This window comes from Rubellimicrobium roseum (genome assembly GCF_006152145.1).
GTDB lineage: Bacteria > Pseudomonadota > Alphaproteobacteria > Rhodobacterales > Rhodobacteraceae > Rubellimicrobium > Rubellimicrobium roseum.
On the sequence record NZ_VDFV01000039.1, the window covers coordinates 25026 to 37738 of the forward strand.

Here is a 12713-nt window from a genome sequence, read left to right on the forward strand (position 1 = left end):
CGTGGTGCCGGAGCCTTTTTTCACAACACCGCCCCCGGACAGCGAGGGCGCCTTTCGGAGGCGGTCAGGTCATGGGCCAAGGCAGGCAGGCCCACGTCCGGCTGTTCCCGGCTGGGATGGGGCGTCTTAAGGGCATCGTCCTAGGAGGTCAAGCGGTTTCCGACACCGCGTGGTCGCCCAAGAGCCGCGCGATCTCGCTCGCGACCTGCGGGACGTCCCGCAGCCCGTCGACCGCGGCCAAGATGCCCTTGCAGTGATAGTAGCCGATCAACGGCGAGGTCTGCTTGTAATAGGCCAGGAGCCGGGTCTTGAGGCTCTCGGCGTTGTCGTCGGCGCGCCGGTTGAACTTGCTCCCGCCGCAGACCGTGCAGTGGCCGTCCTCCGGCACGGGCTTGGTGCGGTCGTGGTAGACCTCGCCGCAGGTCGCGCAGGTCGACCGGCCCGACACCCGGTCCACCAGCACCTCGTCGTCCACCTGCATCTCGATGGCCCGGTCGAGCCGCATCCCCTGCTCGCGCAGCAACGCCTCGAGCGCGTCGGCCTGCGCCAGCGTCCGGGGAAAGCCGTCGAAGATGATGCCGGAGCCCGTGGCACCGGCCTCGATCTTCTCGCGGATCAGGCCGATCACGATCTCGTCGGTGACGAGATGGCCCTTGTCCATCACCTCGGCAACGCGCCGGCCCATGTCGGTCCCCGATTGCCGGGCCTCGCGCAGCATGTCGCCGGTGGAGAGCTGGACCATGCCGCGCTCCTCGACCAGCAGGCGGGCCTGCGTCCCTTTGCCGGCCCCCGGCGGCCCGAGAAGGATGATGTTCATGACGGCGACGCGCTCCCCTGGTCTTTCCTGTCCGGCGCTCAGCGACGGGCCGGCCCGCCCGTGCGGGGACCCCGGGGCTTGCCGCGCCCGCGCAACTGCGACCGCTCGATCAGCCCCTCGTACTGATGCGCGAGAAGATGAGACTGGATTTGCTGGATCGTGTCCATGCCCACCGACACGATGATGAGAACGGATGTGCCACCGAAGTAAAACGGCACCGCCAGCTGCGCCCGCAGGATCTCGGGCAGGAGGCACACGAGCGCCAGGTAGGCCGAGCCCAGGACCAGCAGCCGGTCCACGACGTACTTGAGGTACTCCGCCGTCCGCTTGCCGGGCCGGATGCCGGGCACGAAGCCGTTCTGGTTCTTCAGGTTCTCGGCCACGTCGTCGACCTTGAAGGCGACCTCGTGGGTATAGAAGTACGTGAAGAACACGATCATGCCGGTGAAGAACAGCAGGTAGAGCGGCTGCCCCGGCCCGAAGTAGGCCAGGAAGGTCGACATGATCGGACCCGAGGTCGAGTGCGAGAAGGTCGCGATCGTCGAGGGCAGCAGCAGGAGCGCCGAGGCAAAGATCGCCGGGATCACGCCCGCCGGGTTCACCTTGATCGGCAGGTGCGAGGAACCGCCGTCATAGACCTTCATGCCGACCTGACGGCGCGGGTACTGGATGTGGATCTTGCGGAGCGCCCGCTCCATGAAGACCACGAAGGCGAAGGTGACGATCACCATCACGATGATGAGCAGGATCACCAGCGGGCTGATCGCCCCGGTGCGCCCCTGGCTCAGGAACTGCGCCAGCGCCGCCGGCACCTCGGCGATGATGCCGACGAAGATGATGAGCGAGATGCCGTTGCCGATCCCGCGCGCAGTGATCTGCTCGCCGATCCACATGAGGAACATCGTGCCGCCGACTAGCGTGATGACGCAGGCGGCGCGGAAGAACAGGCCCGGATCATGCGCCAGGTCCCCGGCCTCGAGCGACACCGCCATGCCGTAGGCCTGGAAGGTCGCCAGCAGCACCGTGAAGTAGCGCGTGTACTGGTTCAGCTTCTTGCGGCCCTGCTCGCCTTCCTTCTTCAGGTTCTTCCACGGCTCGTACATCGAGGCGACGAGCTGGATGATGATGGAGGCCGAGATATAGGGCATGATGCCAAGGGCGAAGATGCCCATGCGGCTCAGCGCGCCGCCGGTGAACATCGACAGGATGCCGCCGATCCCGGCGCCGGCATCCTCCATGAAGTTGCGCAGCGCCGCGCCGTCGATCCCGGGCACCGGGATGTACGTCCCCAGCCGGTAGACGATCAGCAGGCCGATCGTGAAAAGGATACGCTGCTTGAGCTCGGTGGCCTTGCCGAAGGCCGCCCAGCTCATGTTCGAGGCCATCTGTTCCGCGGCCGATGCCATGGCTTTCTCCGTGAAGCACAGCGCCGCCGACCGGGGTTCCGGCGGCGGCGCGTAGGGACCTTATCCGAGATGGACGCTGGGGGAAACGGGGCCGAAGCCCCGCCTCACGCGGCGGTGTCCGCCGGAGCCGCCTCGGCCGCCTTGGCAACCGTCAGCGTGCCGCCGGCCGCCTCGACCGCGGCGACCGCACCCGACGAGGCGCCCGTCACCTGGATCGTCACCTTGGACGTAATCTCGCCCTTGGCCAGAACGCGGACGCCGTCGCGCGAGCGGCGCATCACACCCGAGGCCACCAGGACCTCCTCGGTGATGGGCTGGGCGACGTCGATCTTGCCCGCGTCGATGAACTTCTGGATCAGGCCCAGGTTCACCACGGCGTACTCCTTGCGGTTGGGCTTGTTGAAGCCCCGCTTGGGCAGGCGCATGTAGAGCGGCATCTGGCCGCCTTCGTAGCCCCCGAGCGCCACGCCCGAACGGGACGTCTGGCCCTTGATCCCGCGGCCGGCGGTCTTGCCGATGCCCGAGCCGGGGCCACGGCCGACGCGGACCTTCTTCTTGGCCGCGCCCGGATTGTCGCGGAGTTCGTGCAGCTTCATGTCGCTTCTCCTCTGGCCGGAACGGCCCCGCCAGCGACGGAGGGGGCCAACACGGCATCATCAAGAATCAAGGCCCGGAGAGCCCGGACCACCGGCGGCCTATATCCCCCCTGCCCCGCCCGCGCAAGCGTCCCGGGGCCGCAACGCGGGACCGCAGCCCGCGCCAGGACCCCGGAACGAAAACACCCCGGCCGCAAGGCCGGGGTGCCAAAGTGTACCGATGACGGCGCGAGATTACTCGCCCCGCTCCTCGATGATCTTCACGAGGTGCGGGATCGCGTTCACCATGCCGCGGACCGAGGGAGTGTCCTCGAGCTCACGGGTCTTGTGCATCTTGTTCAGCCCCAGCCCGATCAGGGTCTGGCGCTGCACGTCCGGCCGGCGCGAGGGCGAGGCGATCTGCTTAACGACAATGGTCTTAGCCATGGGATCAGGCCTCCACCGCCTGGGTCTCGGCTTCGGGCGTGCGGAGGATCTCCGCCACCTTCTTGCCGCGACGCTGCGCCACCGACCGGGGGGACGCTTCCTTCATCAGGCCGTCCATGGTCGCGCGGATCATGTTGTAGGGGTTGGTCGAGCCCAGAGACTTGGACACGACGTCCTGCAGCCCCAGCATCTCGAACACGGCCCGCATCGGACCACCGGCGATGATGCCGGTACCGGCGACGGCGGTGCGCATCACGACGCGGCCGGCACCGTGGCGCCCTTCGATGTCATGGTGCAGGGTCCGGCCTTCCCGCAGGGGGACGCGGATCATGCTGCGCTTGGCCTGCTCGGTGGCCTTGCGGATGGCTTCCGGCACTTCCTTGGCCTTGCCCTTCCCGAAGCCCACACGGCCCTTCTGGTCGCCCACCACCACGAGAGCGGCGAAGCCGAAGCGCTTGCCCCCCTTCACGGTCTTGGACACCCGGTTGATCGCGACGAGGCGATCGGCGAACTCGGGGGCCGCATCCTCGCGGTCCCGACGATCGCGGCGTTGTTCACGTTCAGCCATAAGGCCTTCCTTCTCAGAGTGGCGCGTCGCGCCGCGTTGTCCGACCGCGGTGTCCTTCGACCCAGGTCATCGAGGGCAGGCCACCGGCCCGCCCTGCTGTCTGCTAGCCGCCCACGGATGGGCGGCCGATCCTCAGAACGTCAGGCCGTTCTCGCGGGCGGCATCGGCCAGGGCCTTGATCTTCCCGTGGAACAGGAAGCCGCCCCGGTCGAAGTAGGCCTCGGTCACGCCGGCGGCCTTGGCGCGCTCGGCGATCGTCGCGCCGATCTTGGCCGCGGCCTCGACGTTGTTCTTGCCCACCAGGCCCAGTTCCTTCTCGAGCGTCGAGGCGGACGCAAGCGTCACGCCACGGGCATCGTCGATGAGCTGGACCGAGATGTTCTTGCTGGAGCGGTGGACGGAAAGCCGGAGCTTCCCGCCGTTGACCGCCTTGAGCTTGTTCCGAACGCGCATCCGGCGCTTCTGGAACAGCTCGAGCTTCGTGCTGGCCATGATGTGCGTTCCTTACTTCTTCTTGCCTTCCTTGCGGAAGATGAACTCGTCCTTGTAGCGGATGCCCTTGCCCTTGTAGGGCTCGGGCGCGCGCCATTCGCGGATCTCGGCCGCGACCTGGCCCACCTGCTGCGGGTCGATCCCTTCCACGACGATGACGTCGTTACGGGCGGACGGCGTGGTGATCTTGATCCCCGCCGGCGGCTCGTAGGTCACGTCATGGCTGTAGCCCAGCGCGAGCTTGAGCGAGTTGCCCTGCATCGTGGCGCGGTAGCCCACGCCGGTGATGTTGAGCTCCTTCCTGAACCCGGCCGACACGCCGGTGACCAAGTTCTCGACCATGGAACGCGACATCCCCCACTGCTGGCGGGCGCGCTTGGACAGGCCGCGCGGGGTGACGCGGACGGCCCCGTCCTCCTGCGCGAGGGTGACGTCGTCCGTCGCCTTGAAGCTCAGGGTGCCCTTGGGACCCTTCACCTCGATGGTCTGGCCGCTGATGCTGGCGGTCACGCCAGCCGGAAGCGGAACGGGCTTCTTGCCGATACGAGACATGGAAGCCTCCTCAGAACACGGTGCAGAGCACTTCGCCGCCAATATTGGCAGCGCGTGCATGCGCGTCGGACATCACGCCCTTGGGCGTCGAGACGATGGACACGCCCAGGCCCTGGCGGACCGAGGGCAGATCCTTGACGCCCGAGTAGACGCGGCGGCCCGGCTTGGAGACCCGCTTGATCTCGCGGATGACCGGGGTGCCCTCGTAGTACTTGAGCTCGATGCGCAGCTCGGGGTGGCCGGCCGCGTTGGTGACCGGCTCGTAGCCGCGGATGTAGCCCTCGGCCTGAAGCACGTCGAGCACGCGGGCCCGGAGCTTGGAGGCGGGGGTCAGGACCGCATTCTTGCCGCGCGCCTGGGCGTTGCGGATGCGGGTCAGCATATCGCCGATAGGATCGTTCATCGTGACCTCCTTACCAGCTCGACTTCACCAGACCGGGGATCTCACCGTTCGAGCCCAGCTCGCGCAGCATGATCCGGCTGATCTTCAGCTTGCGGTAATAGGCGCGCGGCCGGCCAGTGAGCTGGCAGCGGTTCCGCACCCGGGTGGCCGAGGAGTTGCGCGGCAGTTCGGCTAGCGCGAGCGTCGCCTTGAAGCGCTCTTCCACGGAGGCGTTCTTGTCGTTCGCGACAGCCTTGAGAGCGGCGCGCTTGGCGGCGTACTGGTCCACCATCCGCTGGCGCTTCTTGTCGCGTTCGATCATGGATTTCTTGGCCATGGCTTAATCTCTCCCGCGGCTCAGCTGTTGAACGGCATGTTGAAGTGCTTCAGCAGCGCCTTCGCTTCCGCGTCGGTCTTCGCCGTCGTGCAGATCACGATGTCCATGCCCCAGACCTCGTCGACCTTGTCGAAGTTGATCTCGGGGAACACGATGTGCTCCTTGAGGCCGGTCGCGTAGTTGCCGCGCCCGTCGAAGGACTTGCCCGACACGCCCCGGAAGTCGCGGATGCGAGGCATCGCGACGTTAATGAGACGGTCGAGGAACTCGTACATCCGGTCGCCGCGGAGCGTGACCTTGGTGCCGAGCGGCATCTCCTCGCGGACCCGGAAGCCGGCGATCGACTTCTTGGCCTTGGTGACGACGGCGCGCTGGCCGGCGATCGTCGACAGGTCGTCCTGGGCGGACTTGACCTTCTTCGAGTCGCGAACGGCTTCCGAACCGGCCCCGATGTTCAGCACGATCTTCTCGAGCTTCGGGATCATCATGTCGTTCTTGTAGCCGAACTCTTCCTTGAGCGCGGCGCGGATGCGGTCCTTGTAGACCGCCTTCAGACGCGGGGTATAGGTGGCAGCGTCGAGCATCAGATCACGTCCCCCGTGGTCTTGGCGTAGCGGACCTTGGTCCCGTCGTCCTGGATGCGGAAGCCCACGCGCGTGGCCTTGCCGTTCGCATCCATCAGAGCGAGGTTCGACAGGTCGATCGGCATCGCCTTGGGCTGGCGGCCGCCCTGGTTCGTCTGCGACTGCTTCACATGGCGGATGGCCATGTTGACGCCGCCGACGACGGCGCGGCCTTCCTTGGGCATGACGGCTTCGACTTCGCCGGTCTTGCCCTTGTCCTTGCCGGCAAGCACGACGACGCGGTCACCCTTGCGGATCTTGGCGGCCATCAGAGCACCTCCGGCGCGAGCGAGATGATCTTCATGAAGTTCTTGGCGCGCAGCTCGCGCACGACCGGCCCGAAGATACGGGTGCCGACCGGCTCGCCCTGGTTGTTCAGGATGACGGCGGCGTTGCGGTCGAAGCGGATGGTGGTGCCATCCTCGCGGCGCACTTCCTTGGCGGTGCGAACGACGACGGCCTTGCGGACGTCCCCCTTCTTCACGCGACCGCGCGGAATCGCTTCCTTGACGGAGACGACGATGATGTCGCCCACCGACGCATAGCGCCGGTGCGAGCCGCCCAGGACCTTGATGCACTGAACCCGGCGGGCGCCGGAGTTGTCAGCGACATCCAGATTGGTCTGCATCTGGATCATGTGGTTTCTCCCGACCTGTGGGGGGGCTTACGCCCGTGTCCCCAGGGTTTCGTTTCGAGGGACTTCAAGCCTGTTCGGCCAGAAGGACTTCCCAGCGCTTCGACGCGGACCTCGGCGCGCATTCGATGATGCGAACCGTGTCGCCCGCCTTGAATGTGTTGTTCTCGTCGTGGGCCCGGTACTTCTTGGACATGCGGATGGTCTTTTTCAGGACCGGGTGGGTGAAGCGACGCTCGACGAGAACGGTCACGGTCTTGTCGTTCTTGTCCGAGGTCACGACGCCCTGAAGGATGCGCTTGGGCATGGAGCTCAGGCCTCTTGCGCGGCCTGGGCCGCCTTTTCGTTGAGAAGGGTCATGACGCGGGCGGCCTCCCGGCGGGCGGCGCGCATCCGCGCGGTGTTCTCGAGCTGGCCCGTCGCTTGCTGGAAGCGAAGGTTGAAGCTCTCTTTCTTGAGGTTCGCGAGGCGATCGCGAAGCTGGTCGGGCGTCTGCCCGCGAAGGTCCTTGGCGTTCGTCGCCATCGTTCGTCCTTTCTTCAACATCACCGGAGAGCCCCGAGCCCTATGGGCTAGGTCACCCTGAGTCCCGGTGGAGGGGATGAGGGGGCCTCCTACAGCCGGATCGACGCCGAGGCAAGCATTATTCGCGCCCCTGCGTCTGTTCGTCCCGGCCGCCGTCCCCGCCCCTCCGGAATGCAAGAACCCCGGCCGGGTTCGGCCGGGGTCCTCCCTGTCCATGCCTCGCCCGCGCAGGCCGCGCGGGCGAACGGCTTACCAGTCCTCGCGGACGATGGTGCGCGTCTTGACCGGCAGCTTCATCGCGGCCAGGCGCAGGGCCTCGCGCGCGATCTCCTCGGGGACGCCGTCCACCTCGAACATCACGCGGCCGGGCTTCACGCGGCAGGCCCAGTAGTCGACCGAGCCCTTGCCCTTGCCCATGCGGACCTCGATGGGCTTGGAGGTCACCGGCACGTCGGGGAACACGCGGATCCACACGCGGCCCTGACGCTTCATGTGACGGGTCAGGGCGCGACGGGCGGCCTCAATCTGACGCGCGGTGACGCGCTCGGGCTCCGTGGCCTTGAGGCCGTAGGTGCCGAAGTTGAGGTCCGAGCCGCCCTTGGCGTCGCCGTGGATGCGACCCTTGTGGAGCTTGCGGAACTTGGTGCGCTTCGGTTGAAGCATTTGTCTCTACTCCTTACCGGTCGCGGTCGCGGTCGCGGCGCTCGGGACGGGCGCCACGCGGAACGGCGGTGTCCTGCAGCTCGGCGGCCTTGCGGTCGCGCGCCTGCGGATCGTGCTCCATGATCTCGCCCTTGAAGATCCAGACCTTGATCCCGATGATCCCGTAGGGCGTCTCGGCCTCGGACAGCGCGTAGTCGATGTCGGCGCGCAGGGTGTGCAGGGGCACGCGGCCCTCGCGGTACCACTCGGTCCGGGCGATCTCGGCGCCGCCCAGGCGGCCCGACACGTTCACCCGGATGCCCAGGGCACCCATGCGCATGGCGTTCTGCACAGCGCGCTTCATCGCGCGGCGGAACGACACCCGGCGTTCGAGCTGCTGGGCGATGCTCTCGCCGACCAGGGCCGAATCCAGCTCGGGCTTGCGGACCTCGACGATGTTGAGGTGCAGCTCCGACTTCGTCAGCTGCGCGACTTTCTTGCGCAGCGTCTCGATGTCAGCGCCCTTCTTGCCGATGATGACGCCCGGACGCGCGGCGTGGATCGTGACGCGGCACTTGCGGTGCGGACGCTCGATGATCACGCGGCTGATGCCGGCCGCCTTGGCTTCCTTCTTGATGAAATCCTTGATGCGGATGTCCTCAAGCAGGAGGTCGCCGAAGTCCTTCGAGTTGGCGAACCAGCGGCTGTCCCAGGTCCGGTTGACCTGAAGGCGCATGCCGACGGGGTTGACCTTGTTGCCCATCAGGCTTGCTCCCCCTGGACGGCGTCGATCTGACGCACGGTGATGGTGAGTTGCGAGAACGGCTTGACGATGCGGCCGAAGCGACCACGCGCCCGCGGACGGCCGCGCTTCATCACCAGGTTCTTGCCGACCGAGGCCTCGGCGACGACCAGGCTGTCGACGTCGAGGTTATGGTTGTTCTCGGCATTGGCGATGGCCGACTGAAGGCACTTCTTGACGTCGCCGGCGATGCGCTTGTGCGAGAAGGTGAGATCGGCCAGCGCCTTCTCGACCTTCTTGCCGCGAATGAGGGCGGCCACGAGGTTGAGCTTCTGGGGCGAGGTGCGCAGCATGCGCGCGATCGCCTGCGCCTCGTTCTCCGCCACGCGGCGCGGATTCTTGTCCTGACCCATGGCTTACTTCCTCTTGGCTTTCTTGTCGGCGGCGTGGCCGTAGTAGGTCCGCGTCGGCGAGTACTCACCGAACTTCTGGCCAATCATGTCCTCGGTGACGTTCACCGGGATATGCTTCTTGCCATTGTAGACGCCGAAGGTGAGCCCCACGAACTGGGGCAGGATGGTGGAGCGGCGCGACCAGATCTTGATGACCTCGTTGCGGCTCGACCCCCGCGAAGCTTCGGCCTTCTTGAGGACGTAAGCATCGACGAAGGGGCCCTTCCAGACGGAACGCGACATGGATCAGCGGCCTTTCTTCGCGTGGCGCGAACGAAGGATGAGCTTCGCGGACGCCTTGTTCGGGTTGCGGGTGCGGTTGCCCTTGGTGCCCTTGCCCCAGGGCGTCACGGGGTGACGGCCACCGGAGGTCCGGCCCTCACCACCACCATGCGGGTGGTCGATGGGGTTCATGGAAACGCCGCGAACGGTCGGGCGAATGCCGAGATGGCGGTTCCGGCCGGCCTTGCCCATGTTCTGGTTCGAGTTGTCGGGGTTCGACACCGCACCGATCGTGGCCATGCATTCCTGGCGCACCGCGCGGAGCTCGCCCGAGGACAGGCGGATCTGCGCGTAGCCGCCGTCGCGGCCGACGAACTGGGCGTAGGTGCCGGCGGCGCGGGCGATCTGGCCACCCTTGCCGGCCTTCATCTCGACGTTGTGGACGATCGTGCCGATCGGCATGCCCGAGAAGGGCATCGCGTTGCCGGGCTTCACGTCGACCTTGGTGCCGGCGACGACGGTGTCACCCACCGCGAGGCGCTGCGGCGCGAGGATGTAGGCCTGCTCGCCGTCATTGTAGCGGATGAGGGCGATGAACGCGGTCCGGTTGGGATCGTACTCGATCCGCTCCACGGTCGCGGGAACGTCGAACTTGCGACGCTTGAAATCGACGACGCGGTAGAGGCGCTTGGCGCCGCCACCCTTGTGCCACATCGTGATCCGCCCGGTGTTGTTCCGGCCGCCGGTCTTGTGCAGACCTTCGGTGAGCGCCTTGACGGGGCGCCCCTTCCAGAGCTCCGAACGGTCGATCAGAACCAGCCCACGCTGGCCAGGCGTCGTCGGCTTGTACGACTTGAGTGCCATGCTTTCTGTCTTCCGTCTGCTTGGCGAACCGTTGCCGGTCCGTCCGTGATGGATAGGGCCCCGAAGGTCCCCGACTCTTCCAAAGACGAGGCCCCAGGTGTTGCCCGGGGCCGGTCAGTGGTGGGGTCCCTTACGCGAGACCGGTGGTCACGTCAATGGCGTGGCCCTCTTCGAGGGTCACATAGGCCTTCTTGACGTCGTTGCGCGTCCCGGGGCGGCCCCGGAAGCGCTTGTTCTTGCCCTTGGTCACGACGGTGTTCACCGCCTTGACCTTGACGCCGAAGAGCGCCTCGACCGCTTCCTTGATCAGCGGCTTGGTGGCGTCGGCCGACACCTCGAAGACGACCGCGTTCGCTTCCGACGCGAGCGTGGCCTTCTCGGTGATGATCGGACGACGGATCACGTCGTACTGCGCGGGGGTCGCGGTCATTTCAGGCGGGCCTCCAGGGCTTCGACCCCGGCGCGCGTGAGCACGAGCGTGTCACGGCGCAGGATGTCGTAGACGTTGGCGCCGATGGCCGGCAGCACGTCCAGGGTCTCGATGTTGCGCGCGGCGCGGGCAAAGCCCTCGTTCACGGCCGCGTCGATCACCAGGGCGCGCTTCCAGCCCAGCGACTCGACCTGCTTGGCCAGCACCCGGGTCTTGGCCTCGGCCAGGTCCAGGTTCTCGACCACGACCAGTTCGCCGGCGCGGGCCTTGGCGGACAGGGCGTGCATCAGGCCGAGCTTGCGGAATTTCTTGTTGAGGTCATGGGCGTGGCTGCGGGGCTTGGGGCCCTTGTAGATGCCGCCGTGACGGAAGATCGGCGCGCCCTTGTCCCCGTGGCGGGCGCCACCGGTGCCTTTCTGGCGGTAGATCTTCTTGGTCGAGTAGCTGACCTCGGACCGGCCCAGGGTGGAGTGGGTCCCCTGCTGCTGGCGGGCGCGCTGCCAGCGCACGACGCGGTGCAGGATGTCGGCGCGCGGCTCGAGGCCGAAGATCGCGTCGTCCAGCTCCACGGTGCCCGACTGCTCGCCGGTGAGCGTGATGGCTTGGGCCTGCATCAGTCCTTGCTCCCCTCTTGGGCGGCGGCGTCGTCGCCGGCCGGAGCTTCGTTGGCAGCCGCGGCTTCGGCGGCCTCGATGGCGGCCTGCTCGGCTTCGGCGGCGGCGCGCGCGGCGGCTTCCGCCTCGGCGGCGGCCTGGGCGGCGGCCTCCTCGGCGAGGCGCTTGGCCTCACGCTCGGCCGAGCGCAGCGCGGCCGGGAAGATCAGGTTCTCGGGCGCGGGCTTCTTGACCGCGTCCTTGACGGTGACCCAGCCGCCCTTGTTGCCCGGCACGGCGCCCTTGACCATCACGAGGCCCCGGTCGGTGTCGATGCGGACGACCTGCAGGTTCTGCGTGGTCACGCGGGTGGTCCCCATGTGACCGGCCATCTTCTTGCCCTTGAACACCTTGCCGGGGTCCTGGCACTGGCCGGTCGAGCCGTGCGAGCGGTGCGAGACCGACACGCCGTGCGAGGCCCGGAGGCCGCCGAAGTTGTGCCGCTTCATGGCACCGGCGAAGCCCTTGCCGATCGACGTGCCGGACACGTCGACGTACTGGCCGGGGAAGTAGTGGGCCGCGATGATCTCCTCGCCCACGCCGATCAGGTTCGCGGGATCGACCCGGAACTCGACGATCTTGCGCTTGGGCTCGACGCCGGCCTTGGCGAAGTGGCCGCGCATCGGTTGGGAGGTGCGGGTGGCCTTGGCGGCGCCGGCGCCGAGCTGGACGGCGGAGTAGCCATCCGTCTCGACCGTGCGCTGGGCCACAACCTGAACGTTGTCGAGCTGGAGAACGGTCACAGGAACCTGCTTGCCGTCTTCCAGGAAGAGGCGGGTCATGCCCACCTTCTTTGCGATGATGCCCGAACGAAGCATGTCAGCCACCTCAGACCTTGATCTCGACGTCCACGCCCGCGGCGAGGTCGAGCTTCATCAGCGCGTCCACGGTCTGCGGGGTGGGATCCACGATGTCCAGGAGCCGCTTGTGGGTGCGGATCTCGAACTGGTCGCGGGACTTCTTGTCGATGTGGGGGCCGCGCAGCACCGTGAACTTCTCGATCTTGTTCGGAAGCGGGATGGGGCCGCGGACGTTGGCGCCGGTGCGCTTGGCGGTCGACACGATCTCGGCAGTGCTGGCATCCAGCACGCGGTAGTCGAACGCCTTCAGGCGAATGCGGATGGTCTGGCTCTGGGCGGCCATGGATCTGCCTTTCGGGCTCAATAACGGTCGAGAGGTGAACCGGCGGAATTGCCGGGCCACGTCGGACCGGTCGGCACGTACAATCGTAAATGCTGAGGGCGCGCGTCTAGCGCGCGCCCTCAACGAAGTCAAGCGAGGATCAGGCGATGATCTTGGACACCACGCCGGCGCCGACGGTGCGGCCGCCTTCGCGGATGGCGAAGCGCA

24 protein-coding genes are annotated in these 12713 nt (G+C 67.1%); all 24 read right to left on the reverse strand.

Translation table 11 applies throughout. The features are described 5' to 3' along the window. Positions 1-148: 148 nt before the first annotated feature. Positions 149-817, reverse strand: coding sequence for an adenylate kinase (locus FHG71_RS17875; RefSeq protein WP_139083062.1), 669 nt, complete (start codon positions 815-817; stop codon positions 149-151). Positions 818-855: 38 nt separating this feature from the next. Next, positions 856-2223, reverse strand: a complete 1368-nt coding sequence (secY, locus tag FHG71_RS17880) for a preprotein translocase subunit SecY (RefSeq protein ID WP_139083063.1) — start codon at positions 2221-2223, stop codon at positions 856-858. A gap of 104 nt (positions 2224-2327) precedes the next feature. Continuing rightward, the gene (rplO, locus tag FHG71_RS17885; RefSeq protein ID WP_139083064.1) at positions 2328-2819 is read right to left on the reverse strand and encodes a 50S ribosomal protein L15; all 492 of its coding nucleotides are present in this window, start codon (positions 2817-2819) and stop codon (positions 2328-2330) included. A 234-nt stretch (positions 2820-3053) separates the two neighbouring features. Beyond that, positions 3054-3245 (reverse strand): 50S ribosomal protein L30, encoded by a 192-nt coding sequence (gene rpmD, locus FHG71_RS17890; protein WP_139083065.1) that lies wholly within the window; start codon positions 3243-3245, stop codon positions 3054-3056. A gap of 4 nt (positions 3246-3249) precedes the next feature. After that, positions 3250-3813: a 30S ribosomal protein S5 gene (rpsE, locus tag FHG71_RS17895; protein WP_139083066.1), complete on the reverse strand. Its 564-nt coding sequence runs from the start codon at positions 3811-3813 to the stop codon at positions 3250-3252. A 132-nt stretch (positions 3814-3945) separates the two neighbouring features. Next, complete coding sequence (gene rplR, locus FHG71_RS17900) at positions 3946-4305, reverse strand: 50S ribosomal protein L18 (RefSeq protein ID WP_139083067.1); 360 nt, start codon at positions 4303-4305, stop codon at positions 3946-3948. 12 nt (positions 4306-4317) lie between these two features. Further along, positions 4318-4857, reverse strand: coding sequence for a 50S ribosomal protein L6 (gene rplF, locus FHG71_RS17905; protein ID WP_139083068.1), 540 nt, complete (start codon positions 4855-4857; stop codon positions 4318-4320). Positions 4858-4867: 10 nt separating this feature from the next. Continuing rightward, positions 4868-5260 (reverse strand): 30S ribosomal protein S8, encoded by a 393-nt coding sequence (gene rpsH / locus FHG71_RS17910; protein WP_139083069.1) that lies wholly within the window; start codon positions 5258-5260, stop codon positions 4868-4870. 10 nt (positions 5261-5270) lie between these two features. Beyond that, positions 5271-5576, reverse strand: a complete 306-nt coding sequence (gene rpsN / locus FHG71_RS17915) for a 30S ribosomal protein S14 (RefSeq protein ID WP_139083070.1) — start codon at positions 5574-5576, stop codon at positions 5271-5273. 20 nt (positions 5577-5596) lie between these two features. Continuing rightward, on the reverse strand, positions 5597-6160 hold the full coding sequence (gene rplE / locus FHG71_RS17920) for a 50S ribosomal protein L5 (protein ID WP_139083071.1): 564 nt from the start codon (positions 6158-6160) through the stop codon (positions 5597-5599). Further along, the gene (rplX, locus tag FHG71_RS17925) at positions 6160-6468 is read right to left on the reverse strand and encodes a 50S ribosomal protein L24 (protein WP_139083072.1); all 309 of its coding nucleotides are present in this window, start codon (positions 6466-6468) and stop codon (positions 6160-6162) included. The genes rplE and rplX overlap by 1 nt, the downstream gene beginning before the upstream one ends. Continuing rightward, on the reverse strand, positions 6468-6836 hold the full coding sequence (gene rplN, locus FHG71_RS17930; RefSeq protein WP_002722508.1) for a 50S ribosomal protein L14: 369 nt from the start codon (positions 6834-6836) through the stop codon (positions 6468-6470). The genes rplX and rplN overlap by 1 nt, the downstream gene beginning before the upstream one ends. Before the next feature lie 64 nt (positions 6837-6900). Next, positions 6901-7140: a 30S ribosomal protein S17 gene (gene rpsQ / locus FHG71_RS17935; protein ID WP_139083073.1), complete on the reverse strand. Its 240-nt coding sequence runs from the start codon at positions 7138-7140 to the stop codon at positions 6901-6903. A gap of 5 nt (positions 7141-7145) precedes the next feature. After that, entirely contained in the window at positions 7146-7358 is a 213-nt protein-coding gene (gene rpmC, locus FHG71_RS17940; protein ID WP_139083074.1) for a 50S ribosomal protein L29, read from the reverse strand. Between the two features lie 249 nt (positions 7359-7607). Then, the gene (gene rplP / locus FHG71_RS17945; protein ID WP_139083075.1) at positions 7608-8021 is read right to left on the reverse strand and encodes a 50S ribosomal protein L16; all 414 of its coding nucleotides are present in this window, start codon (positions 8019-8021) and stop codon (positions 7608-7610) included. Between the two features lie 13 nt (positions 8022-8034). Then, the gene (gene rpsC, locus FHG71_RS17950; protein ID WP_139083076.1) at positions 8035-8763 is read right to left on the reverse strand and encodes a 30S ribosomal protein S3; all 729 of its coding nucleotides are present in this window, start codon (positions 8761-8763) and stop codon (positions 8035-8037) included. After that, positions 8763-9155, reverse strand: coding sequence for a 50S ribosomal protein L22 (gene rplV, locus FHG71_RS17955; protein ID WP_139083077.1), 393 nt, complete (start codon positions 9153-9155; stop codon positions 8763-8765). Before rplV ends, rpsC begins: the two co-directional genes overlap by 1 nt. A gap of 3 nt (positions 9156-9158) precedes the next feature. Then, entirely contained in the window at positions 9159-9437 is a 279-nt protein-coding gene (gene rpsS, locus FHG71_RS17960; protein ID WP_139083078.1) for a 30S ribosomal protein S19, read from the reverse strand. Positions 9438-9440: 3 nt separating this feature from the next. Beyond that, positions 9441-10280 (reverse strand): 50S ribosomal protein L2, encoded by an 840-nt coding sequence (gene rplB / locus FHG71_RS17965; protein WP_139083079.1) that lies wholly within the window; start codon positions 10278-10280, stop codon positions 9441-9443. A 130-nt stretch (positions 10281-10410) separates the two neighbouring features. Beyond that, positions 10411-10710, reverse strand: coding sequence for a 50S ribosomal protein L23 (locus FHG71_RS17970; protein ID WP_139083080.1), 300 nt, complete (start codon positions 10708-10710; stop codon positions 10411-10413). Then, positions 10707-11324 carry a 50S ribosomal protein L4 gene (gene rplD / locus FHG71_RS17975; RefSeq protein WP_139083081.1) on the reverse strand — a complete coding sequence of 206 codons (618 nt, stop codon included), beginning with the start codon at positions 11322-11324 and terminating at the stop codon, positions 10707-10709. The genes FHG71_RS17970 and rplD overlap by 4 nt, the downstream gene beginning before the upstream one ends. Continuing rightward, positions 11324-12181, reverse strand: a complete 858-nt coding sequence (gene rplC, locus FHG71_RS17980; protein ID WP_139083082.1) for a 50S ribosomal protein L3 — start codon at positions 12179-12181, stop codon at positions 11324-11326. Before rplC ends, rplD begins: the two co-directional genes overlap by 1 nt. Before the next feature lie 10 nt (positions 12182-12191). Next, positions 12192-12506, reverse strand: a complete 315-nt coding sequence (gene rpsJ, locus FHG71_RS17985; protein ID WP_139083083.1) for a 30S ribosomal protein S10 — start codon at positions 12504-12506, stop codon at positions 12192-12194. A gap of 139 nt (positions 12507-12645) precedes the next feature. Next, positions 12646-12713, reverse strand: a 68-nt coding sequence (locus tag FHG71_RS24800; protein WP_139083085.1) for an EF-Tu C-terminal domain-related protein, incomplete at its 5' end; no start/stop codon positions are given.